The sequence below is a fragment of the Pseudomonas sp. GL_135 genome, assembly GCF_057834665.1.
In genome coordinates this window covers 5,164,411-5,186,221 of record NZ_CM174408.1, presented here as the reverse complement: position 1 = coordinate 5,186,221, position 21,811 = coordinate 5,164,411, and the positions used below count along the sequence as shown (strand labels likewise).

At 61.0% G+C, this 21,811-nt stretch carries 20 protein-coding genes; 9 read left to right on the top strand and 11 right to left on the bottom strand.

The window, feature by feature from the left end:
- The 4 genes from hisI to ubiE are packed head-to-tail and all read right to left on the bottom strand — an operon-like array spanning nucleotide 1 to nucleotide 3,459.
- Nucleotides 1–393 (bottom strand): phosphoribosyl-AMP cyclohydrolase, encoded by a 393-nt coding sequence (hisI, locus tag AC3ISG_RS22875; protein WP_122533944.1) that lies wholly within the window; start codon nucleotides 391–393, stop codon nucleotides 1–3.
- A gap of 56 nt (nucleotides 394–449) precedes the next feature.
- Nucleotides 450–2,069 (bottom strand): ubiquinone biosynthesis regulatory protein kinase UbiB, encoded by a 1,620-nt coding sequence (gene ubiB / locus AC3ISG_RS22870; protein WP_122533943.1) that lies wholly within the window; start codon nucleotides 2,067–2,069, stop codon nucleotides 450–452.
- Nucleotides 2,066–2,689, bottom strand: coding sequence for an SCP2 sterol-binding domain-containing protein (locus tag AC3ISG_RS22865; protein ID WP_122625535.1), 624 nt, complete (start codon nucleotides 2,687–2,689; stop codon nucleotides 2,066–2,068). Before AC3ISG_RS22865 ends, ubiB begins: the two co-directional genes overlap by 4 nt.
- On the bottom strand, nucleotides 2,689–3,459 hold the full coding sequence (ubiE, locus tag AC3ISG_RS22860; RefSeq protein ID WP_122534362.1) for a bifunctional demethylmenaquinone methyltransferase/2-methoxy-6-polyprenyl-1,4-benzoquinol methylase UbiE: 771 nt from the start codon (nucleotides 3,457–3,459) through the stop codon (nucleotides 2,689–2,691). Before ubiE ends, AC3ISG_RS22865 begins: the two co-directional genes overlap by 1 nt.
- Nucleotides 3,460–3,600: 141 nt before the next feature.
- Between ubiE and AC3ISG_RS22855 the strand changes: the two genes are divergently transcribed.
- Nucleotides 3,601–3,879 carry a polyhydroxyalkanoic acid system family protein gene (locus AC3ISG_RS22855; protein WP_122533941.1) on the top strand — a complete coding sequence of 93 codons (279 nt, stop codon included), beginning with the start codon at nucleotides 3,601–3,603 and terminating at the stop codon, nucleotides 3,877–3,879.
- 15 nt (nucleotides 3,880–3,894) lie between these two features.
- Here the strand turns inward: AC3ISG_RS22855 and AC3ISG_RS22850 are convergent, their stop codons facing one another.
- From AC3ISG_RS22850 to AC3ISG_RS22825, 6 genes are all read right to left on the bottom strand, one after another.
- Entirely contained in the window at nucleotides 3,895–4,272 is a 378-nt protein-coding gene (locus tag AC3ISG_RS22850; RefSeq protein ID WP_074890794.1) for a gamma-butyrobetaine hydroxylase family protein, read from the bottom strand.
- Between the two features lie 113 nt (nucleotides 4,273–4,385).
- Complete coding sequence (gene hslU / locus AC3ISG_RS22845; RefSeq protein WP_122533939.1) at nucleotides 4,386–5,723, bottom strand: ATP-dependent protease ATPase subunit HslU; 1,338 nt, start codon at nucleotides 5,721–5,723, stop codon at nucleotides 4,386–4,388.
- Nucleotides 5,724–5,792: 69 nt separating this feature from the next.
- Complete coding sequence (hslV, locus tag AC3ISG_RS22840) at nucleotides 5,793–6,323, bottom strand: ATP-dependent protease subunit HslV (protein WP_065986638.1); 531 nt, start codon at nucleotides 6,321–6,323, stop codon at nucleotides 5,793–5,795.
- 275 nt (nucleotides 6,324–6,598) lie between these two features.
- Nucleotides 6,599–7,288: an SPOR domain-containing protein gene (locus AC3ISG_RS22835; RefSeq protein WP_108119117.1), complete on the bottom strand. Its 690-nt coding sequence runs from the start codon at nucleotides 7,286–7,288 to the stop codon at nucleotides 6,599–6,601.
- A 1-nt stretch (nucleotide 7,289) separates the two neighbouring features.
- A complete protein-coding gene (gene argS / locus AC3ISG_RS22830; protein ID WP_272633256.1) occupies nucleotides 7,290–9,035 on the bottom strand; it encodes an arginine--tRNA ligase in 1,746 nt (581 codons plus the stop codon).
- Nucleotides 9,036–9,155: 120 nt separating this feature from the next.
- Nucleotides 9,156–11,375, bottom strand: coding sequence for a primosomal protein N' (locus tag AC3ISG_RS22825; RefSeq protein WP_489298035.1), 2,220 nt, complete (start codon nucleotides 11,373–11,375; stop codon nucleotides 9,156–9,158).
- 168 nt (nucleotides 11,376–11,543) lie between these two features.
- On the opposite strand from AC3ISG_RS22825, the gene rpmE reads away from it, so the two are divergent.
- The 3 genes from rpmE (at nucleotide 11,544) to AC3ISG_RS22810 (ending at nucleotide 14,048) form a co-directional block, all read left to right on the top strand.
- Nucleotides 11,544–11,774 carry a 50S ribosomal protein L31 gene (gene rpmE, locus AC3ISG_RS22820; protein ID WP_122533935.1) on the top strand — a complete coding sequence of 77 codons (231 nt, stop codon included), beginning with the start codon at nucleotides 11,544–11,546 and terminating at the stop codon, nucleotides 11,772–11,774.
- A gap of 23 nt (nucleotides 11,775–11,797) precedes the next feature.
- Nucleotides 11,798–12,601 (top strand): thermonuclease family protein, encoded by an 804-nt coding sequence (locus AC3ISG_RS22815; RefSeq protein ID WP_489298034.1) that lies wholly within the window; start codon nucleotides 11,798–11,800, stop codon nucleotides 12,599–12,601.
- A gap of 178 nt (nucleotides 12,602–12,779) precedes the next feature.
- Nucleotides 12,780–14,048: a malic enzyme-like NAD(P)-binding protein gene (locus AC3ISG_RS22810; RefSeq protein ID WP_122533933.1), complete on the top strand. Its 1,269-nt coding sequence runs from the start codon at nucleotides 12,780–12,782 to the stop codon at nucleotides 14,046–14,048.
- Between the two features lie 137 nt (nucleotides 14,049–14,185).
- On the opposite strand, the gene AC3ISG_RS22805 is transcribed toward AC3ISG_RS22810, so the two are convergent.
- Nucleotides 14,186–16,660, bottom strand: a complete 2,475-nt coding sequence (locus tag AC3ISG_RS22805; RefSeq protein ID WP_420793058.1) for a penicillin-binding protein 1A — start codon at nucleotides 16,658–16,660, stop codon at nucleotides 14,186–14,188.
- Nucleotides 16,661–16,869: 209 nt separating this feature from the next.
- Here AC3ISG_RS22805 and AC3ISG_RS22800 point away from each other — a divergent pair, with 209 nt between their 5' ends.
- From AC3ISG_RS22800 to AC3ISG_RS22780, 5 genes are read left to right on the top strand one after another with little or no spacing between them, the layout of a single operon-like run.
- Complete coding sequence (locus AC3ISG_RS22800) at nucleotides 16,870–17,934, top strand: pilus assembly protein PilM (protein ID WP_074890782.1); 1,065 nt, start codon at nucleotides 16,870–16,872, stop codon at nucleotides 17,932–17,934.
- Nucleotides 17,934–18,503, top strand: a complete 570-nt coding sequence (locus tag AC3ISG_RS22795) for a PilN domain-containing protein (RefSeq protein ID WP_122533931.1) — start codon at nucleotides 17,934–17,936, stop codon at nucleotides 18,501–18,503. Before AC3ISG_RS22800 ends, AC3ISG_RS22795 begins: the two co-directional genes overlap by 1 nt.
- The gene (gene pilO, locus AC3ISG_RS22790; RefSeq protein ID WP_122533930.1) at nucleotides 18,500–19,147 is read left to right on the top strand and encodes a type 4a pilus biogenesis protein PilO; all 648 of its coding nucleotides are present in this window, start codon (nucleotides 18,500–18,502) and stop codon (nucleotides 19,145–19,147) included. The genes AC3ISG_RS22795 and pilO overlap by 4 nt, the downstream gene beginning before the upstream one ends.
- Entirely contained in the window at nucleotides 19,144–19,671 is a 528-nt protein-coding gene (locus AC3ISG_RS22785; protein ID WP_122533929.1) for a pilus assembly protein PilP, read from the top strand. Before pilO ends, AC3ISG_RS22785 begins: the two co-directional genes overlap by 4 nt.
- 53 nt (nucleotides 19,672–19,724) lie before the next feature.
- Nucleotides 19,725–21,809, top strand: coding sequence for a type IV pilus secretin PilQ (locus AC3ISG_RS22780; protein ID WP_122534361.1), 2,085 nt, complete (start codon nucleotides 19,725–19,727; stop codon nucleotides 21,807–21,809).
- Nucleotides 21,810–21,811: the final 2 nt, after the last annotated feature.

Below are 21,811 nucleotides of genomic sequence, written 5' to 3'. Positions count from 1 at the left end.
TCAGTGTCCTGCTTGGTAAATGGCATCCGGGTCTTTGAGCACCGGGTCCACGGTCTTCCAGGCTGCGTCGTCGTAGACGCGGTAGAAGCAGCTCTCGCGGCCGGTATGGCAAGCGATGCCGCCGATTTGCTCGACCATCAGGATAATGACGTCGGCATCACAGTCCAGGCGCAGTTCATGAAGCTTCTGCACGTGGCCCGATTCTTCGCCCTTTCGCCACAACTTGCCACGCGAACGTGACCAATAGATAGCGCGCTGTTCGCTGGCAGTCAGGCTCAAGGCTTCGCGGTTCATCCAGGCCATCATCAGCACGCGACCGGTCTTGTGGTCCTGCGCGATGGCGGGCACCAGACCGTCCTTGTCCCACTTAATCTCGTCCAGCCAGTCTTTCATCATCGGCTCCGGCCGTTCCAGGGGAGGGTTAGTGTGCCAGCGGCTCGCGCCGATGGCTATCGGCGAACGACCAGATAGACGCCTGCCGCCAGCATCAACAAGGCAGGCCAGGCGCTCAGGCTGTTCAGCGCTGCGCCGGTCTGGGTATGGGTGATCGCCAACAGTACGCCGCCAGCCAGCAGGCCTGCGCCGAGCAGGCGAAGGGCCCAGTGATCGCCATCGCGCCGATAGGGCGGGGGCGGATCATGACGATGGGGCTGCGACAGACGCTCGAGCAAATCCCGGGTCATGTTGGCCAGATGCGGAATCTGTTCGACCTGGGACTGCAGATTGCCGAGCAGAGTTTTCGGGCTGACGCGCTCGCGCATCCAGCGTTCAAGGAACGGCTGCGCGGTCGCCCAGAGATCCAGCTCCGGGTACAGCTGACGGCCGAGGCCTTCGATGTTAAGCAGCGTTTTTTGCAGCAGCACCAATTGCGGCTGCACTTCCATGTTGAAGCGGCGGGCGGTCTGGAACAGGCGCATCAGCACCTGCCCGAAGGAAATGTCCTTCAGGGGCTTCTCGAAGATCGGCTCGCACACCGTGCGGATGGCCGCTTCGAATTCATTCAGCTTGGTCTCGGCCGGCACCCAGCCCGAGTCGATGTGCAGCTGAGCCACGCGGCGGTAGTCGCGCTTGAAGAAGGCAAACAGGTTGCGCGCCAGATAGTCCTGATCCTCAGGCGTCAGGCTGCCGACAATGCCGCAGTCGATGGCGATGTACTGCGGATCCCACGGCGTGACCGTGCTGACGAAAATATTGCCGGGGTGCATGTCGGCGTGGAAAAAACTGTCGCGGAATACCTGAGTGAAAAACAGCTCGACGCCGCGCTCGGCCAGCTTCTTCATGTCGGTGCGCTGATCGGCGAGGGTCGCCAGATCGGTCACTTGCACACCGTAAATGCGCTCCATGACCAACACCTTCGGCCGGCACCAGTCCCAATAGACCTGCGGCACGTACAGCATGGCCGAGCCTTCGAAGTTGCGGCGCAGCTGGCTGGAGTTGGCCGCTTCGCGCAACAGGTCGAGTTCGTCGTAAATGGTTTTTTCGTAATCGGCGACCACGTCCACCGGGTGCAGCAGTCGCGCGTCAGCGGATACCCGCTCGGCGATCTTCGCCAGAATGAACAGCCACGCAAGATCAGAACCAATGATCGGCTTCAAGCCCGGCCGCACCACTTTGACTACCACTTCTTCGCCTGTTTTCAAACGCGCGGCGTGGACTTGAGCGACAGAAGCCGAAGCCAGCGGGGCGACGTCGAAGCGGCTGAAGACTTCGCTGATTTTCGCGCCCAGCTGCGATTCGATCAGCGCGACGGCTTTGGCGGAGTCGAACGGCGGCACGCGGTCCTGCAGCATCATCAGCTCGTCGGCGACGTCTTCAGGCAGCAGATCTCGTCGGGTGGACAGCAACTGCCCGAACTTGATGAAAATCGGCCCCAGGTCCTGCAACGCCAGTCGCAGACGGGCGCCACGGCTCAGTTCGTTCTTGCGCCGCGGCAGCCAGCGCCATGGCAGCACGAAGCGCACGGCCAGCAGCCACCAGGGCAGGGGCAGGGCGAACAACAGGTCATCGAGGCGGTAACGGATTACGACACGCTGGATGCGAAACAGGCGGCGGACGGCAAGCAGGCTCATGCGTTATCGCTGGATTTGAGGGAGTGGGCCAGACGCTCGAAGCGGGCTTCGAGGCGTTCCAGGTCTTGTTTGGTCTGATCCAGTTCGGCGAAGCGGGCTTCGGCCTCGCGTTTGCCGACCAGCGTGCGGGATTCTTCGGCCAGGTATTCGGCCAGGTTGTGGCTGAGGCTGGCTGCGCTGTCGCGGGTCCAGCGTGCGCTGTTGCGCAAGTGCCCGCCGATCAGGGGCGCGGCGACAGGGCCGAGCCAGCGTTGCAGCTCGTACTCCCAGTCGAGGTCGAGATCCTGCAGCACGCCCACCAGCTCAAGCAACACGGCGCTTTCGCCCTCCAGCTCGACTTCCGGGCTGTGCAGCACGGCATTTTTGTCTTTGCTCATCGCCAGGCGCATCAGGCTCGCAGCGGGGGCGCGCAGCGTTACATCAGCACCGCCTTCCCAGTTCGCCGCCAGCATCAGGCCGTCGTCACTGGGCAGCACGTGCAGATGAAACGCAGGGCTGGTGCATTCGATCGCGATGACCTTGCCGCTGAGCCGGTCAAGGCGCGGCAGGGCGGTGCTGTCCATGCGCAGCACGCGATTGATGCCGTGCTCGGCACTGGCGAGCAAGCCGTTGAGCAGCATCAGGGTTTGATGCCCCGGTGCAGCGCGACGATCCCGGAGGTCATGTTGTGGTAGGTCACGCGGTCAAAACCGGCCTGGACCATCATTGACTTCAGGGTTTCCTGGTCGGGGTGCATGCGGATCGACTCTGCCAGATAGCGGTAGCTTTCCGAATCGTTGGTGATCAACTTGCCGGCCAGCGGCATGAAGGCGAACGAGTAGGCGTCGTAGATCTTGGACATGACTTTGCTGGTGGGCTTGGAGAATTCAAGCACCAGCAAACGCCCACCCGGCTTGAGCACGCGCAGCATGGAGCGGATGGCGTCTTCTTTGTGGGTCACGTTGCGCAGGCCGAAGGCGATGGTCACGCAGTCGAAGTAGTTGTCGGGGAACGGCAGCTTTTCAGCGTCGGCCTGAACAAACTTGATGTTGCCAGCCACGCCGCGATCCAGCAGACGGTCACGACCGACTTTGAGCATCGAAGCGTTGATGTCGGCCAGCACGACTTCGCCGGTCGGACCTACAAGATGGGAGAACTTCTTCGCCAAGTCGCCGGTGCCGCCTGCGATGTCGAGCACGCGGTTGCCGCTGCGAACGCCGGACAGTTCGATGGTGAAGCGCTTCCAGAGGCGATGCATGCCGCCGGACAACACGTCGTTCATCAGGTCATATTTGGCCGCTACGGAGTGAAATACCTCGGCGACTTTCTCGGCCTTCTGGCTTTCCGGTACGTTTTTGTAACCGAAGTGGGTGATGGGTTCGGCATCGCTGCCTTTGCGCGGATCATTCATATCGCTGTCACCGGAATAAAGTGGCGCCATTCTAATCGTCGAGGCTGGCTTTGTCTTGACAAGGCTCACGGCCAACAGTTTCTTCGGTCCGGGCCGCTGGTATAGTGCGCCGACGATTTAAGCCGAAGCAGGAGCCCGTCAGTGGCCAGAATTACCGTGGAACGTCAGCACACGCTGGGAAAGGAAAAGGCCCGCGAGAAGGCTGAGATCATGCTGCAGAAGCTGTCCGACAAGTACGGCATCGAGCACGAGTGGGCAGGCGACACCGTTGCCCTGGAAGGCAAGGGCGCCAAGGGCACTGTCGCAGTCGAGGATGAGTGGGTGCGGGTGAACATCGACCTCAACTTCTTCCTCTCCGCCATGAGCGGTTCGATTCAGTCGGAAGTTGAACGGCAGCTGGACAAGGTACTCACTGCCTGACGCTTGTAGAGACGGCTAGAGCATCAGCTTGATGACTTGCTCGGAGGGGTCGCGGGATTTGCCGGCGGCCTTGAGCTCGGCCAGGTACTCCTCCCATAGCTGGGCCTGGCGTTGCGCCAGTTGCTCCAGGTATTCCCAGGTAAACAGCCCGCTGTCATGACCGTCGTCGAAGGTCAGCTTCAGCGCGTACTGGCCGGCGGGTTCGACCTTGGTGAGCCCGACGCCCAGCTTGCCGAACTGCAGAATCGGATTGCCATGCCCCTGCACTTCCGCCGACGGCGAGTGCACCCGCAGAAATTCCGCCGGCAAGCGGTACTCCTCATCCGGCCCGTATTTCAGGCTGAGGACTTTCGAGGCTTTGTGTAGCTGGATGGCGGTGGGGATGCGGGTCATAGAGGTAATCTCAGCTACAAGCTACAAGCTACAAGCTACAAGCTCCAAGCGAAGCAGATTCGTGCAGCCAGTGAAATCTGCTTGCAGCTTGAAGCTAACCGCTTGCAGCTGCTTTAAAGGATATAGCGCGACAGATCTTCGTCTTCCGCCAGCTCACCCAAGTGACTGTTCACGTATTCAGCGTCGATCTGAATCGTCCCGCCATCCTGCGCGCCTGCCAAGTCACCGGCACTGAAAGAAACCTCTTCCAGCAACCGCTCAAGCAGCGTGTGCAAGCGACGCGCACCGATGTTCTCGGTCTTCTCGTTGACCTGCCAGGCGATCTCGGCCAGACGCTTGATGCCATCCGGCAGAAACGCAATGTTCAGGCCTTCGGTCTTCAACAGCTCGCGGTATTGCTCGGTCAGCGACGCATGGGGCTCGGTCAGGATGCGTTCGAAATCCTGCGGGCTCAGCGCTTTGAGCTCGACCCGAATCGGCAGGCGACCCTGCAGCTCAGGCACCAGATCGCTCGGCTTGCTCAGGTGGAACGCGCCGGACGCGATGAACAGGATGTGATCGGTTTTGACCATGCCCAGCTTGGTGTTGACGGTGCAGCCTTCGATCAGCGGCAGCAGGTCGCGCTGAACGCCTTCGCGGGACACATCGGCGCCGCCGACATTGCCTCGCTTGGCCACTTTGTCGATCTCGTCGATGAACACGATGCCGTGCTGCTCAACCGCTTCCAGCGCTTTGGCTTTCAGCTCTTCGTCGTTGACCAGGCGGCCCGCTTCTTCGTCGCGAACCATCTTCAGCGCGTCTTTGACTTTCAGCTTGCGGCTCTTCTTCTTGCCCTTGCCCATATTGGCAAACAGGCTTTGCAGCTGGTTGGTCATCTCTTCCATGCCCGGCGGCGCGGAAATGTCGACGCCGCCCATTTCAGCGACCTCGATCTCGATTTCCTTATCGTCCAGTTGGCCTTCGCGCAGGCGCTTGCGGAACAGCTGACGGGTGTTGGAGTCGCTGCCCGACGTCGCGTCTTCGTTGAAGCCCGCGCGTGCCGGTGGCAGCAGGGCGTCGAGAATGCGGTCTTCGGCGGCGTCTTCGGCGCGGTGGCGAACCTTGGTGATTTCCTGTTCGCGCAGCAGCTTCATTGCAGCGTCGGCCAGATCACGGATGATCGACTCGACGTCGCGACCCACGTAGCCGACTTCGGTGAACTTGGTCGCTTCGACCTTGATGAACGGCGCGTTGGCGAGCTTGGCCAGACGACGGGCGATTTCGGTCTTGCCGACGCCGGTCGGGCCGATCATCAGGATGTTCTTGGGAGTGACTTCAACGCGCAGCTCTTCGGGGAGCTGCATCCGGCGCCAGCGGTTACGCAGCGCAATAGCGACGGCGCGTTTGGCATCGTCCTGGCCGATGATATGGCGATTGAGTTCGTGGACGATTTCACGGGGAGTCATGGACATGGCTTTCAACGGTCCTCGGCAGAGTGAAAGTCGGGCAGGCCGCGATGAATGGCGGCCATTACCTGAGGCTTACTCGGCGAGGTCCTGCTCCTCAATGGTGATGTTGTGGTTGGTGAAGACGCAAATGTCGCCAGCAATGTGCAAAGCGGTTTCGGCGATTTCACGGGCGGAGAGTTCGGTCTTCAGCAGCAGTGCGCGGGCCGCAGCCTGGGCAAAGGCGCCGCCGGAACCCATGGCGATCAGGCCGTCCTCGGGCTCAACAACGTCGCCGTTACCGGTAATGATCAGCGAAGCGTCTTTGTTGGCAACGGCCAGCATGGCTTCAAGCCGGCTCAGCGAGCGGTCGGTACGCCATTCTTTTGCCAGCTCTACGGCGGCACGAATGAGGTGGCCCTGGTGTTTTTCCAGCTGGGCTTCGAAGCGTTCGAACAGGGTGAAGGCGTCAGCGGTGGCGCCTGCGAAGCCGGCAATGACCTGGCCGTGGTAAAGGCGCCGGACTTTCTTGGCGTTGCCTTTCATGACGGTATTGCCCAGAGAAACCTGGCCGTCACCGGCCATGACGACTTTGCCTTGGCGGCGCACTGAAACGATGGTGGTCAAGGGGAGAGTCTCCACGCTGCGGGGCGAAAATGCCCTGATGGAAACTCATATGGGGGTGGGGGCGGGTATTTCAACCGTTGAGTGGGTTGAGGGATGAAAGGCGGTGGGTAAGGTTGCTTCCAGTTTGTGTAGGAGTGAGCTTGCTCGCGATGGCGGTGAATCAGGCACCATTATGTTGGATGTGCCAACGTCATCGCGAGCAAGCTCACTCCTACAGCTGATCGCCCCCGCCTGTAGCGCGACCGATCGTTGGTCCTGCGGTGGGTGGCAGTGCCCTAGCGAGCCTGACGCTGTTGCAGCAGCAGGTTGCTGAAGCCGCCGCCCGCCAGTTGCTTCTGCGCGATGGTCAGCTGTTCGCGGTTGCTGAACGGGCCAACCAGCACGCGGTACCAGGTTTCATCCTTCACCGTGCCCGATTCCACGGTCGACGTTTGCCCCAGCAGAATGATCTGCGCGCGCACTTTCTCGGCGTCGGCCTGTTTGCGGAACGAGCCCGCTTGCAGGAAGAACGTTGTCACCGCCGCCGGTTTGGTCACCGGAGGTGCTGGTGGCGGGGTCAAACCACTGAGTGCCGCCTGGGCGCGAGCGGTGTCGATCTTCGCGGCCACTTCAGGCGTGACCGGCGTGCTTGGCGCAACGACCGGCGGTGTCTTCTCGGGCACCGCTTCGTTCGGCACGATAACTTCCGACTCAGGCAACAGCGTGTAGAAGTCGTACTTCGGCTTCACCGGCGCGGTCGGGCTGGGCGGCGTCTTGTTTGCTTCGGCGATCTTCGCAGCCTTGGCTTCTGCCTTGACGCGCTTGATGTCGTCGCCACTGCCGGGTTCGAGTTTCATCAGGAACACAACGAAAGCGCCGACGGTCAGGCCGATCGCCATCCACACCCAGCCCGGAATCGGCGTCTTTGCGGGAGCCTGATACCGGCTGGCGCCGCGCTTGGGAGCAGGTTTCTTTTTAACGGCCAACTTACATACGCTCCAGTGTGTCCAGACCCAGCAACTGCAGGCCTTGCTTGAGGGTGCGACCCGTCAGGGCGGCGAGGCGCAGACGGCTTTGCTGTTGTTCAGGGTTTTCCGCGGCCAGGATCGGGCAGTTCTCGTAGAAACTGGAAAACAGACCGGCGAGGTCATACAGATAGGCGCAGAGCACATGGGGCGTGCCCTTTTCAGCGACGGTGTTGACGGTCTCGCCGAACTGCGCCAGACGCGCGGCCAGGTCTTGCTCCTGCGGTGCGTCGAGGATGATCCGGCCCGCGCTCGCGTCGAAGGTTTCGCCCTTTTCTTCGAGCTTGCGGAATACACCGGCCACACGGGTGTAGGCGTACAGCAGATAAGGCGCGGTGTTGCCTTCGAAGCTGAGCATCTGGTCGAAGTTGAAGCTGTAGTCACTCGCGCGATGCTTGGACAGGTCGGCATATTTCACCGCGCTGATGCCGACAGCCTTGGCGATCAAGCGCAACTCGTCTTCGGCGACGTCCGGGTTTTTCTCTTTCACCAGCGTGTAGGCGCGCTCTTCGGCTTCGTCGAGCAGGTCGACCAGCTTGACCGTGCCGCCATCGCGGGTCTTGAACGGACGGCCATCGGCGCCGTTCATGGTGCCGAAGCCCATGTGCTCCATCTGCATGCCGTTGGTGACGAAGCCTGCACGGCGGGCCACTTCGAAGACCTGCTGGAAGTGCAGGGCCTGACGCTGATCAACGAAATACAGCGCGCGATCGGCTTTCAGCACGTTGCTGCGATAGCGCACAGCCGCGAGGTCAGTGGTGGCATACAGATAACCGCCGCCGGCCTTTTGCACGATCACCGGCAGCGGCGTGCCTTCGGCGGTTTTGAATTCTTCAAGAAACACACACTGCGCGCCGTTGCTCTCGACCAGCAGTCCGGCCTTCTTCAGGTCGGCGACGACATTGGCGAGGTCGTCGTTGTAGGCGCTCTCGCCCATGACGTCCTTGGGCGTGAGTTTGACGTTCAGGCGCTCGTACACTTCCTGGCAGTGGGACAGCGAGATGTCTTTGAATCGCGTCCACAGGCTCAGGCACTCGGCGTCCCCGGCTTGCAGCTTGACCACAAGCCCACGTGCGCGCTCGGCGAACTCTTCGGACTCGTCGAAACGGCCCTTGGCGGCGCGATAGAAGTTTTCGAGGTCAGCCAGCTCATCGCTGGTCGCCGGGGTTTCCTGCAGATAGGCCAGCAGCATGCCGAACTGAGTGCCCCAATCGCCGACGTGGTTCTGACGGATCACGGTGTCGCCAAGAAACTCAAGGACGCTGGCCACGCCGTCGCCAATGATGGTCGAGCGCAAGTGGCCGACGTGCATCTCTTTGGCCAGATTCGGCGCAGACAGGTCGACCACAACGCGTTGAGCAGGGCCGTTCTTGCGCACGGACAGGGTCGCGTCGGCCAGAGCTTCGTCGAGTCGCGAAGCCAGGGCCTGGGTGTTCTGGAAGAAATTGAGGAAACCGGGGCCGGCGATGTCGACCTGGGTGATCTGCTCGTCCGCGGGCAACGCGGCGACGATTTTCTCGGCCAGGTCACGCGGCTTCATGCCCGCAGGCTTGGCCAGCATCATGGCGATATTGCTGGCGAAGTCGCCGTTTTTCTTGTCCTTGGCGTTCTCCACCTGAATCGCCGGCGTCAACCCTTCCGGCAAGACGCCATCGGTGACGAGTTGGCTCAGAGCTTGTTGAATCAGCTGGCGAATGGTGTCTTTCATGGTGCTCTCTTTCGACCGCAAGCGCGGCCGCGCCTGGATGCGCGGGTGGAAAAACTGGGCATTATCCGTGGCCGGGGCCACCTTGCCAACCGCGCTGGATGCGCGGTCAACCGATGCGAATCAATAAAGGTCCACCGGATCCACGTCCAGCGACCATCTGACCTGGCGCCCGCTGGGCATGTTTTCCAGTGTCAGCAACCAGGTCGCGAGCAGCTTGTGCAGCGGCGCGCGGGCGTTCGCCTGGACCAGCAACTGAGCGCGATAGCGTCCGGCGCGTCGCTCCATCGGCGCCGGAACCGGGCCCAACAGCTCGATGCCGCCCAGGGCCAGGTCCTTCAACAGGCGCTCGGCTTCGGTGCAGGCTTCGTCGAGAAATCCCTCGGCCTGACCCGGCTTGTGCGCTTCGGCGCGCAGCAGTGCCAAGTGCGAGAACGGCGGCAGCCCAGCGGCGCGACGCTCACTCAGCGCCTGCTCGGCAAAGGCGAAATAACCCTGTTCGGTCAGTTGAATCAATAAAGGATGGTCGGCCAGGTGAGTCTGGATGATCACCTTGCCTGGCTCTTCGGCGCGCCCGGCTCTGCCTGCGACCTGCACAATCAATTGCGCCATGCGCTCGCTGGCGCGGAAGTCACCGGAAAACAGCCCGCCATCGGCATCGAGAATCGACACCAGCGTCACGCGCGGGAAGTGATGCCCTTTGGCGAGCATCTGCGTACCCACCAGAATGCACGGCTGGCCTTTCTGGATGGTTGCGAACAGCTGATTCATCGCGTCCTTGCGTGAGGTGCTGTCCCGATCAACGCGCAGCACCGGGTAGTCGGGAAACAGAATCGCCAGCCGCTCCTCGGCACGTTCGGTCCCTGCACCCACCGGGCGCAGATCGACCTTGCCACACGCCGGGCAATTGCGTGGCACGCGCTCGACATGGCCGCAGTGGTGACAGCGCAGCTCGCCCGAGCGCTGGTGAACGGTCATGCGCGCGTCACAGCGAGGGCATTCCGACAACCAGCCACAGTCGTGACACAGCAGCGTAGGGGCAAAGCCGCGCCGGTTGAGGAACACCAACACTTGCTGGCCCGCCGCCAGGGTCTGGCCGATGGCTTGCTGCATGGGGCCTGAAATGCCGCTGTCGAGGGGGCGACTTTTCACATCCAGCCGCAGGAAGCGCGGTTGCTGAGCGCCACCCGCGCGCTGATTCAGACGCAGGAGCGCGTACCGACCGGTGTGGGCGTTGTGCAGGCTTTCCAGCGAAGGCGTCGCCGAGCCGAGCACGATCGGGATGTCCTCCTGATGCGCCCTCACCAGTGCCAGGTCTCGGGCGTGATAGCGCAGGCCCTCCTGCTGTTTATAGGAGCCGTCGTGCTCCTCGTCGATGATGATCAGCCCGGGTTTTTTCATCGGGGTGAACAGCGCCGAACGGGTGCCGATGATGATGTCAGCTTCGCCATCGCGTGCTGCCAGCCAGGCGTCGAGCCGATCCCGATCGTTGACCGCCGAATGCAGCAGCGCAATGCGCGCGTTGAAACGCTGCTCGAAGCGCGCGAGGGTCTGCGGCCCCAAATTGATTTCCGGAATCAACACCAGCGCCTGCTTGCCCGCTTCCAGCGTTTCGCGGATGAGCTGCAGATACACTTCGGTCTTGCCGCTGCCGGTGACCCCCGCCAACAGTGAAGCGTGGAAACTGCCGAAACCCGACCGAATGGCTTCATAGGCGGCCCGTTGCTCGGTGTTGAGCGGCAGTTCCGGCTGCGCCAGCCAGTGCTCGTGCCGCTCGACCGGACCGTGACCGCGGACCTCGACGGTCACCAGTCCTTTGGCGAGCAACAGATTCAGGCTGTCCCGGTTGAGCATCAGCTTGCTCAGCAACTGGTGAGCCACGCCGTGGGGATGCTGGGCCAGGGTGCGCAGCGCTTCCTTTTGCTTCGGCGCCCGGGCGATGCGCGGGTCATCAATGCTGGCGTCCGGAGCGGCGTGCCAGAACCGCTCCTGCCGCGCTTCCGCAGGTTCGCCCTGACGCAGCAGCACTGGCAACGCCCAACTGAGGGTGTCGCCCAGGCTGTGCTGGTAATACTGGGCCGTCCACAGGCACAACTTGAACAGCGCGGGCGGCAGCGGCGGTTCGGCATCCAGCACGGCAATGGCCGGCTTGAGCTTGTCGGCCGGCACTTCACTGTGATCGACGACTTCCACCAGCACGCCGATCATTTCCCGACGACCGAACGGCACGCGCAGGCGCATCCCCGGTTGCAACGCACTGCGCGCCACACCTGCAGGGGCAAGGTAGTCGAACAGGCGACGCAGCGGCGAGGGCAGGGCGAGGCGCAAGATGGCGTCGGGCACGCGGGGGATTTCCTGTTACGGAGTATGACGAAGGGCGCGATCTTAGCAGACGACCGGCGTGAACGTTCCCTTGCGTGATTGGCGTTGTCTGTTAATATGCGCGGCCTAATTCCGTGCGGTATTCAACAATAGTGTTGGGTGGCGGCACGATAGCCTGAGGAAATACCCATGAAAGCTGATATCCATCCAGTTTACGAAGCCATTGACGCAACCTGCAGCTGCGGCAATGTCATCAAAACCCGTTCCACACTGGCCAAGCCTCTGAGCCTGGACGTGTGCAACGAGTGCCACCCGTTCTACACCGGCAAGCAAAAAACTCTGGACGTCGGCGGTCGTGTCGACAAGTTCAAGTCGCGTTTCGGTGCATTCGGTCCTACCAAAGCTCCTGCTGCAGAGTAAGGTTGGCCGTTCTGGAGTCGCCGATGCGTTTCTCCAGGCTGCTTAAGAAGGCGTCCCTCGCGGGCGCCTTTTTTATGTCCGCGATTTGGCTTTCGGCGGCCCAGGCCTTGTGCCCGGCGCCGCCGTCTCTGCCTCTGGTTCAGGTACAGCGAGTGGTGGATGGCGACACGGTGCGCCTGAGCGATGGTCGCAGCGTTCGCATGATTGGCCTGAATACGCCAGAAACCGGCAAAAAGGGTCAGTCCGCCCAGCCGTTTGCCGAAGCGGCCAAGCGTCGATTGCAGACGTTGGTGGATGCCAGTGGTGGGCAGGTCAGGCTGCGCGTCGGTGAAGAGCCGACCGATCACTACGGTCGCACCCTCGCCAACGTCTATAGCCGCGATGGCGCCAACCTTGAGGCGCAACTGCTGGCCGAGGGCCTTGGCTATCTCGTCGCCGTCTCCCCGAATGTGGCGCTTGTCAGTTGCCAGCAGGCCGCAGAGAAGTCGGCTCGCCAAGCGGGCCTGGGCCTGTGGCGCAAATCGCCGGTTCAGCCGGCGGAGCAGATCAACGCCGGCGGGTTCGCGTTGGTCAGTGGGCGCGTGACCAGCGTGCAGCGCAATGGCGGCGGTCTGTGGATCGAATTCGGCGATGCGCTGGTGTTGCGCATTGCGCCCAAGCTGCTCGGCCAGTTCGACACTGCTGTGCTGCAGCGCTTGAAGGGTCAGCGAATCGAAGCCCGTGGCTGGGTGGTCGATCGTTCGCGTCGGGGCGGTCTGAAATCAGGCCAACCCCGCTGGATGATGTCGATCACTCACCCTGCAATGTTGGATACATTAAATAAATAAATTGTAGACATATTTGGCGTGGATTGTCGCCGCTAGAGGCCTTGTTTCCTGCGGCTCTACGCTGAAAGTCGTAGATGCGGCCTCTTGACACAGGTGACCCGCCAGTCTTGTTAGGACTTTATGACTTGCGTATGCTCGGCGGTCCGTCTGTCCAACAGCAAAAAAGCGGAATGCCCCCATGTCAGATTTGAAAACTGCCGCTCTCGAATATCACGCTCATCCCCGTCCTGGGAAACTCAGCGTCGAGCTCACCAAAGCCACTGCAACCGCTCGCGATCTGTCGCTGGCCTACAGCCCGGGTGTGGCTGAGCCGGTCCGCGAAATCGGTCGCGATCCGGAGCTTGCCTACAAGTACACCGGCAAAGGCAACCTGGTAGCGGTCATCTCTGATGGCACCGCGATTCTGGGTCTGGGTAACCTCGGACCTCTCGCGTCCAAGCCGGTCATGGAAGGCAAGGGCGTGCTGTTCAAGCGCTTTGCCGGTATCGACGTGTTCGATATCGAAGTCGATTCGGAAAGCCCGCAGGCCTTCATCGACACCGTGCGACGCATCTCCATCACCTTCGGTGGGATCAACCTGGAAGACATCAAGGCACCTGAGTGCTTCGAGATCGAAAAGGCGCTGATCGAGCAGTGCGACATTCCGGTTTTCCACGATGACCAGCACGGCACCGCGATCGTTACCGCAGCCGGCATGATCAACGCGCTGGAAATCGCAGGCAAAACCCTGGAAGCGGCGAAGATCGTCTGCCTGGGCGCTGGCGCTGCAGCCATCTCCTGCATGAAGTTGCTGGTGAGCATGGGCGCGAAGATCGAAAACATCTTCATGATCGACCGCAACGGCGTGGTTCACGACGGGCGTACCGATCTGAACCAGTACAAGGCCCAGTTCGCTCACTCCACCGACAAGCGCACGCTGGCCGATGCTCTGGAAGGCGCTGATGTGTTCGTCGGTCTGTCCGGTCCGAACCTGCTGAGCGCTGAAGGCTTGAAGTCGATGGCAGCCAACCCGATCGTGTTCGCCTGTTCGAACCCGGATCCGGAAATCTCGCCGGAACTGGCTCACGCCACTCGCAGCGACGTAATCATGGCGACCGGCCGTTCGGACTACCCGAACCAGGTCAACAACGTGCTGGGCTTCCCGTTCATCTTCCGCGGTGCACTGGACGTTCGCGCCAAGCGCATCAACGAAGAGATGAAGATCGCCGCGGCCAACGCCCTGCGCGAACTGGCCAAGCTGCCGGTGCCTCAGGAAGTCTGCGACGCCTACGGCGGCATCGCCCTGGAATTCGGTCGTGAGTACATCATTCCGAAACCACTGGACGTGCGCCTGCTGACTATCGTTTCCGATGCCGTTGCAAAGGCAGCCATCGAAAGCGGTGTTGCGACCCTGCCGTATCCAAAGCACTACCCGCTGAAAAGCGTGGATGACGTGTTCAACGGCTGATAACCGCGGCCACAAAAAACCCAGCCAAGTGCTGGGTTTTTTTTTGAGCTGCAAGCTACAAGCTACAAGCAGTGCAAAGATCGCCGCTGCTCTTGCCTTTACTTGTAGCTTGCCGCTTCAAGCTCGCCGCTGCCTCACTAGAACAAATCGATCGGCGCTGATTCGTCCGCCGGCAACGGGCTGCCTGGAGGCGGGCTGCCGCCGAGTTCGTTCACGCTAGGCGGCGTGTCTTCGCTCTTGAACAGCTCGAAGAACGCACCCGGCGTGCTCGGCGTGGCGGAGCGGCCGCTGACCGGATCGATGCGCAGGCTGAGGATGCCGTCTGGTTCGGCTTGAACGTGGGGCGGCTTGTCCTTCAGGGCGGCGCTCATGTACTTCATCCAGATTGGCAGCGCGACCGTGCCACCGAACTCATGGCGACCCAGGCTCTCCGGTTGATCGAAACCGGTCCAGACCGTCGTCACATAATCCGCGTTGTAGCCGGTGAACCATGCGTCCTTCGATTCGTTGGTGGTACCGGTTTTGCCTGCGATATCCGGACGGTTCATCGCCAGAGCGCGGCGACCGGTGCCGCGTTTGATCACGTCCTGCAGCATGCTGTTGAGGATGTAGACCGTGCGACCGTCAACAATCCGTTCCGCCACCACAGGGGCCGGCGCTGCGCCCGAGGCATCCAGCGCGTTTGGCACCACGTTGGCCGTCAGTGGCGGTGTTTCTGGCGCAGCGTACGTCGATGCGCTACTGATGGCCGCTTCGCTGACCGCTTTCGGGTTCGGGTCGTTGGCAGGCACTGTCGGCGGATTGGCGACGAACAGGGTTTTGCCCTCGCGGTCTTCGATCTTCTGGATGAGGTACGGGCTGATCTTGTAACCGCCGTTGGCAAACGCACTCCAGCCGCCGACGATTTCCATCGGCGTCAGGGTTGCAGTACCCAGGGCCAGAGACAGGTTGGGCGGCAAGTCCTGCTTGTTGAAGCCAAAGCGGGTGATGTAGTTGATCGCGGTGTTCACGCCCAGGCTTTGCAGCAGGCGGATCGACACGAGGTTACGCGACTTGTACAGCGCCTCGCGCAGCCGAATCGGACCGAGGAAGGTGCCGGTGTCGTTCTTTGGCCGCCAGACTTTGTCGATGGCCTCGTCGACGAACACGATCGGCGCGTCGTTGACCAGGCTGGCGGCGGTGTAGCCGTTGTCCAGCGCTGCCGAATAGAGGAACGGCTTGAAGCTGGAGCCTGGCTGACGTTTGGCCTGCATCGCGCGGTTGTAGTTACTTTGCTCGAACGCGAAGCCGCCGACCAGCGCACGAATCGCGCCGTTCTGCGGATCCAGCGAAACCAGCGCGCTCTGCGCCACGGGAAGCTGGCTGAACTTGAGCGAGTTGTCCGGCTGACGCTGCAGGCGCACCAGATCGCCGACATGGGCGACATCGCCGGGCTGCTTGGGATTGGCGCCGACGCTGTTGGTGTTCAGGAACGCCTTGGCCCACTTCATGCTGTCCCAGGCGACGGTCTCTTCGTTCTCGCCGTTGCGGGTCAGTACGCGGATGCCGGTCTTGTCGACCTGGGTGACGATGGCCGGCTCCAGACCGCTGATCGGACGCTGCTTGCTCAGCTCCTGCACCCAGCCCTCGCGGGTCAGGCCGGGGAACCGGCTCTCTGGGCCGCGATAGCCATGGCGCTGGTCGTATTCGATCAGGCCGTCCTGCACCGCCTTGTTGGCGTCTTCCTGCAAGCCGCTCGGCACGGTAGTGGTGACGCGGAAGCCTTCTGTGTAGGCTGCGCTGCCATAACGACCCACCATTTCGGCCCGCGCCATTTCAGCGATATACGGCGCATTCACTTCAGGACTTTGAACGTGATAGCTGGCGTTGATCGGCTCGACAAGCGCGGTCTGGTAGGTGTTCTGGTCGATTTTCCCCAGTTTGAACATGCGGCCCAGAATCCAGTCGCGGCGCTCTTTGGCACGCACCGGGTTGGCCAGTGGGTTGAATCGTGACGGCGCCTTGGGCAGGCCGGCGATCATTGCCATTTGCGCAACGCTCAGGTCGCGGATCGATTTGCCGTAGTAGACCTGCGCTGCGGCCTCGATGCCGTAAGCGCGGTTACCCAGGTAGATCTTGTTGACGTACAGCTCGAGAATCTCGTCCTTGGTAAGTTGGCGCTCGATTTGCAAGGCCAAGAGAATCTCGGTGGTTTTGCGCGAAAAACTGCGCTCGCTGGTCAGGAAGTAATTTTTCGCGACCTGCATGGTAATGGTTGAGCCGCCGGACTGAATGTGACCGCTCTTGACCAATTGGCTGGCCGCGCGCATCAGGCTGCTCGGGTCCACGCCATAGTGGTTCTCGAAGTTATCGTCTTCGGCCGACAGCAGCGCGTGGATAAAGTTGGGGGGAATGTCGGCGAAACGGATGGGAGAGCGGCGCATTTCGCCAAACTCTGCAATCAGTTTGCCGTCGCTGCTGAACACGCGCAGCGGGATCTGCAGCTGAATATTGCGCAGGGCATCGACCGAGGGCAGGTTCGGGGCCAGGTAGAGAAAGGCGCCGCTCAGGCCGAGCAGCAGCCCGCAGACGACCGCGACGATGGACCACCAGACGAACTTCAGCAGGCGTATCAAGGCTTTTGGATTTCCAGAAAAAAGAATGAGTTAGACGCAGGCATTTACAAATGAACACGCCTTGAAGCTTTGGTACACGAAAAAAACGCTGGGCATTATAAGCATTTTTCGTCGTCGAGCGTTATTTGCGCTACTGTCAAGTCAGCCGACAGTGGCACTGGACTAGAAATCATCCGTAAGTGACGGAAACGCATAGGGAATCGGTTGTGTTCGAACTCTTCAGTAAGAAGGCCAACACCCTTCTGGGGATCGATATTAGCTCCACCTCGGTCAAGCTCCTGGAGCTAAGTCGTTCCGGCAACCGTTACAAGGTCGAGTCTTATGCGGTCGAGCCACTGCCCGCCAACGCAGTGGTCGAAAAGAACATCGCGGAGCTCGAAGGTGTCGGCAGTGCTTTGACGCGTTTGCTGGTAAAAGCCAAGAGTAACGTCAAAATCGCGGCGGTTGCCGTCGCCGGTTCGGCTGTTATTACCAAGACCATCGAGATGGACGCAGGTCTTTCCGACGACGAGATGGAAAACCAGCTCAAGATCGAGGCCGATCAGTACATTCCCTATCCGCTCGAAGAAGTCGCCATCGACTTCGAAGTCCAAGGCTATTCGGCGCGCAATCCCGAACGCGTTGAGGTATTGCTTGCCGCCTGCCGCAAGGAAAACGTAGAAGTGCGCGAAGCTGCGTTGGCACTGGCCGGGCTCACCGCTCGCGTGGTCGACGTCGAAGCCTATGCCTTGGAGCGCTCGTTCGGTCTGCTGTCGGCGCAATTGGGCCAGGACCACGAACAGTTGACCGTCGCCGTCATAGACATCGGCGCAACCATGACCACCCTCAGCGTGCTGCACAACGGCCGCATCATCTATACCCGCGAACAATTATTTGGCGGTCGCCAGTTAACCGAAGAAATCCAGCGCCGTTATGGCTTGTCGGTCAGCGAGGCCGGGCTTGCGAAAAAGCAGGGCGGACTCCCCGACGACTACGTTATGGAAGTCCTGCAGCCGTTCAAGGACGCCGTGGTGCAACAGGTGTCTCGTTCGCTGCAGTTTTTCTTCGCGGCCGGCCAGTACAACCGCGTCGACTACATCATGCTGGCCGGCGGCACCGCCTCTATTTCCGGTCTTGATCGGCTGATCCAGGAACGCCTGGGCACTCCGACGCTGGTGGCCAACCCCTTTGCTGACATGGCGCTGAGCGTCAAGGTCAACGCCGGCGCCCTCGCCAGCGATGCTCCCGCACTGATGATCGCTTGCGGTCTGGCCCTGAGGAGCTTCGACTAATGGCACGGATCAACTTACTTCCCTGGCGCGAGCAGCAACGCGAGGAGCGCAAGAAGCGCTTCATTCTGGCACTGGTTGGCGTGCTGGTGCTTGGCGTAGGCGCCATTCTTTTGGCTGATCAATATTTGAGCAGTGCCATCGCCCACCAAAACGCTCGCAATCAATTTGTCAGGACCGAAATCGTCCAGCTCGACGCGCGCATCAAAGAGATCAGCGAGCTCAAGGCACGTCGCAAGCAACTGCTGGAGCGGATGAAGATCATTCAGGACCTGCAAGGCAACCGGCCGATCATCGGGCGCATCTTCGATCAGATGGCCCGCACCCTTCCCGATGGCGTCTATTTCAACGACGTGAAGATGACCGGGCAGATGATCAGCATTTCCGGCGCTGCGGAATCCAATAACCGGGTGTCGGACCTGCTGCGGAATCTGGATGCGTCTGACTGGCTGGAGTCGCCGAGTCTGACCGAGGTCAAGGCAAACACTGCGGCGGGTGGCGTGGATCAGACCAATACCTTCCAGTTGACGGTGCGCCAGACGCAGCCAGCCGTTGAGGGGGTCAAGCCATGAACATGAATGACTGGCTCGATAGCCTGAAAAAGATCGACATCAACGACCTGGACGTCAATAACCTGGGTTCATGGCCTGCTGCGGTGAAGACCATTGCCGGCGCGCTGTTGCTGGCGCTGGTACTGGCCGGTGGGTACTTCTTCTATATCCAGGACATGCAGACTCAGCTCGATCAGGCCCGTGGCGAAGAGACGGCGCTGAAAGAGCAGTTCGCGACCAAGGCTTATCAGGCTGCCAACCTCGCGGCCTACAAGAGCCAGATGGTGGAGATGGAAAACACCTTCGGCGCCTTGTTGCGGCAGTTGCCCAGCGACACTGAGGTCCCCGGGCTGCTTGAAGACATTACCCGCACCGGACTGGGCAGTGGCCTGGAGTTCGAGGAAATCAAGCTGCTCCCCGAAGAGGCCCAGCAGTTTTATATCGAATTGCCGATCCAGATTACCGTGACAGGCAGTTACCACGACCTCGCGACCTTCGCCAGCGGCGTCGCCAGTCTGCCGCGAATCGTGACGCTGCATGACTTCGAGATCAAACCGCTGGACGTCAAGTCCCCCGGCAAGCTGCGCATGAGCATCCTTGCCAAGACCTATCGCTATAACGACAAAGGTCTTCAGAACGTCGACACGAAAGGGCCAGCGAAATGAGGGCGATGCGTTGGTTGTGCGTCGGCGTCACGCTGATGGGGCTCGCGGGCTGCGACAGCTCGAACGAATTTGACGATCTCAAGCAGTTCATGGCCGAGGTGCGCGCACGGCCTGTTGGCACTATCGAGCCGATGCCCAAGTTTCGGCCGTATGAAGCCTTTACGTATGCGGCGGCCAGTTTGCGCAGTCCGTTTCAGCCGCCGGTCAAGATCGATCTGGTCAACCGTCCAAAGGGCTCGCACCTGGTGCAGCCTGATCCGACGCGGGTGAAGCAGTTTCTCGAAGGCTTCAACATCGATTCCTTCGAAATGGTCGGCACGTTGAGCAATGAATCCGGCACGTTCGCGCTGCTTCGCGGGGCGGGTGGGGTGCATCGAGTGAAAGTGGGCGATTACCTGGGGCGTAACGATGGCCGGATCACGGCGATCACCGACTCGGCGGTGCAAGTGATGGAAATCGTTCCGGACGGAGAGGGGGCGTGGCTGGAGCGCCCGCTCAGCATCTCTCTCAAGGAGCGCTCATGAAGACGGCAAGCAAGCGAAGCACCTTCGGATCGGCACAGTGGTGGAATGTGAACATGAACAGGATTCTTTCGATTATCGGCCTGTCGCTAGGGATGGCGATGCTTTCACCGGTTATCCAGGCGGCTAACCTCAAGACGCTGGATGTCGCTGCATTGCCGGGGGATCGAGTCGAATTGAAACTGTCCTTCGACGGTCCGGTGGCGGCGCCGCGGGGCTACACCACCGAGCAGCCGGCGCGCATCGCGCTGGACTTGCCGGGCGTGACCAGCCAATTGGCGATCAAGAGCCGTGACCTGGGTTCAGGCAATGCCCACAGCGTAGTGGTCGTCGAAGCCAAGGATCGCACACGCGTGATCATCAACCTCACCACACTCGCGCCGTACAGCTCGCGTGTCGACGGCAACAACCTGTTTGTGGTCGTGGGGCAGGGCGCTGCCGCGGCTCAGGGCTCGCAGCCAAGTACTGCCACAGGCGCAGCGCGAGTGAGTGTGCCGAGCGGACCTGCAGCGCAATCGAAACCCGTTGCCCGCTCGTATGCGCCGGGCCCACGGTCGGTAAAAAACGTCGACTTCCAGCGTGGAGAGTTGGGTGAAGGCAACGTCATCATCGAATTGAGCGACACCGGCATTGCGCCCGATATTCAGGAGCAGGGGGGCAAGATCCGCGTTGATTTCGCCAAAACGCAACTGCCTGAACCGCTGCGCGTGCGCCTGGACGTGAAGGATTTCGCGACCCCGGTGCAGTTCGTCAATTCCAGCGCCACAGGTGACAAGGCCAGCATCTCCATCGAGCCGTCCGGTGCGTTTGATTACTCCGCGTACCAGACCGATAACAAGCTGACCATCAGCGTGCGTCCCCTCACCAACGAAGATCAGGAGCGCCGCAATTCGGAGAAACTGGTCTACACCGGCGAGAAACTGTCGCTGAACTTCCAGGACATCGACGTGCGTTCGGTGCTGCAACTGATCGCTGATTTCACCAACCTCAATCTGGTCGCCAGCGACACCGTTCAAGGCGGCATCACCCTGCGCCTGCAGAACGTGCCGTGGGATCAGGCGCTGGATCTGGTGCTCAAGACCAAAGGCCTGGATAAGCGCAAGATCGGTAACGTTTTGCTCGTCGGTCCTGCTGATGAGATCGCCGCCCGCGAGCGCCAGGAGCTGGAATCCCTGAAGCAGATTTCCGAGCTCGCCCCCCTGCGTCGCGAGTTGCTGCAAGTGAACTACGCGAAGGCTGCGGACATCGCCAAGCTGTTCCAGTCGGTGACCAGCGCTGAATCGAAGACCGACGAGCGCGGTTCGATCACCGTCGATGAGCGCACCAACAACATCATTGCCTACCAGACTCAGGATCGTCTCGACGAGTTGCGCCGCATCGTGTCGCAGTTGGACATCCCGGTGCGCCAGGTGATGATCGAGGCGCGTATCGTCGAAGCCAACGTCGATTACGACAAGGCCCTTGGCGTGCGCTGGGGCGGGTCGAGCAACAGAGGCAATTTCACCACCGGCGGCAGCGGCACCGTGACCGGCGCAGCAGCGACCAACGGTCCCTATGTCGACATGGGCGTGACCGATGCCACCTCGTCTATCGGTCTGGGCTTCCTGACCAACAACACGATTCTTGATCTTGAGCTGACCGCCATGGAGAAGAGCGGCAACGGCGAAGTAGTCTCGCAGCCGAAGGTCGTTACGTCGGACAAGGAAACCGCGAAAATTCTGAAAGGTACGGAAGTGCCTTACCAGGAAGCGAGTTCCAGCGGCGCGACGTCGGTGTCGTTCAAAGAGGCCTCGCTGTCGCTGGAAGTGACCCCGCAGATCACCCCTGACAACCGCATCATCATGGAGGTCAAGGTCACGAAGGATGAGCCGGACTACGTGAACACGGTGCTGGGTGTGCCGCCCATCAAGAAAAACGAAGTGAACGCCAAGGTGCTGGTGGCCGACGGCGAGACCATCGTAATTGGTGGCGTGTTCTCGAATACGCAGAGTAAAGTCGTCGACAAGGTGCCATTTTTAGGCGATGTGCCGTATGTTGGCCGCCTTTTCCGGCGCGATGTGGTTTCGGAGTCAAAATCCGAGCTGTTGGTGTTTCTCACTCCGCGTATCATGAATAACCAGGCGATTGCTGTGAGTCGTTGATT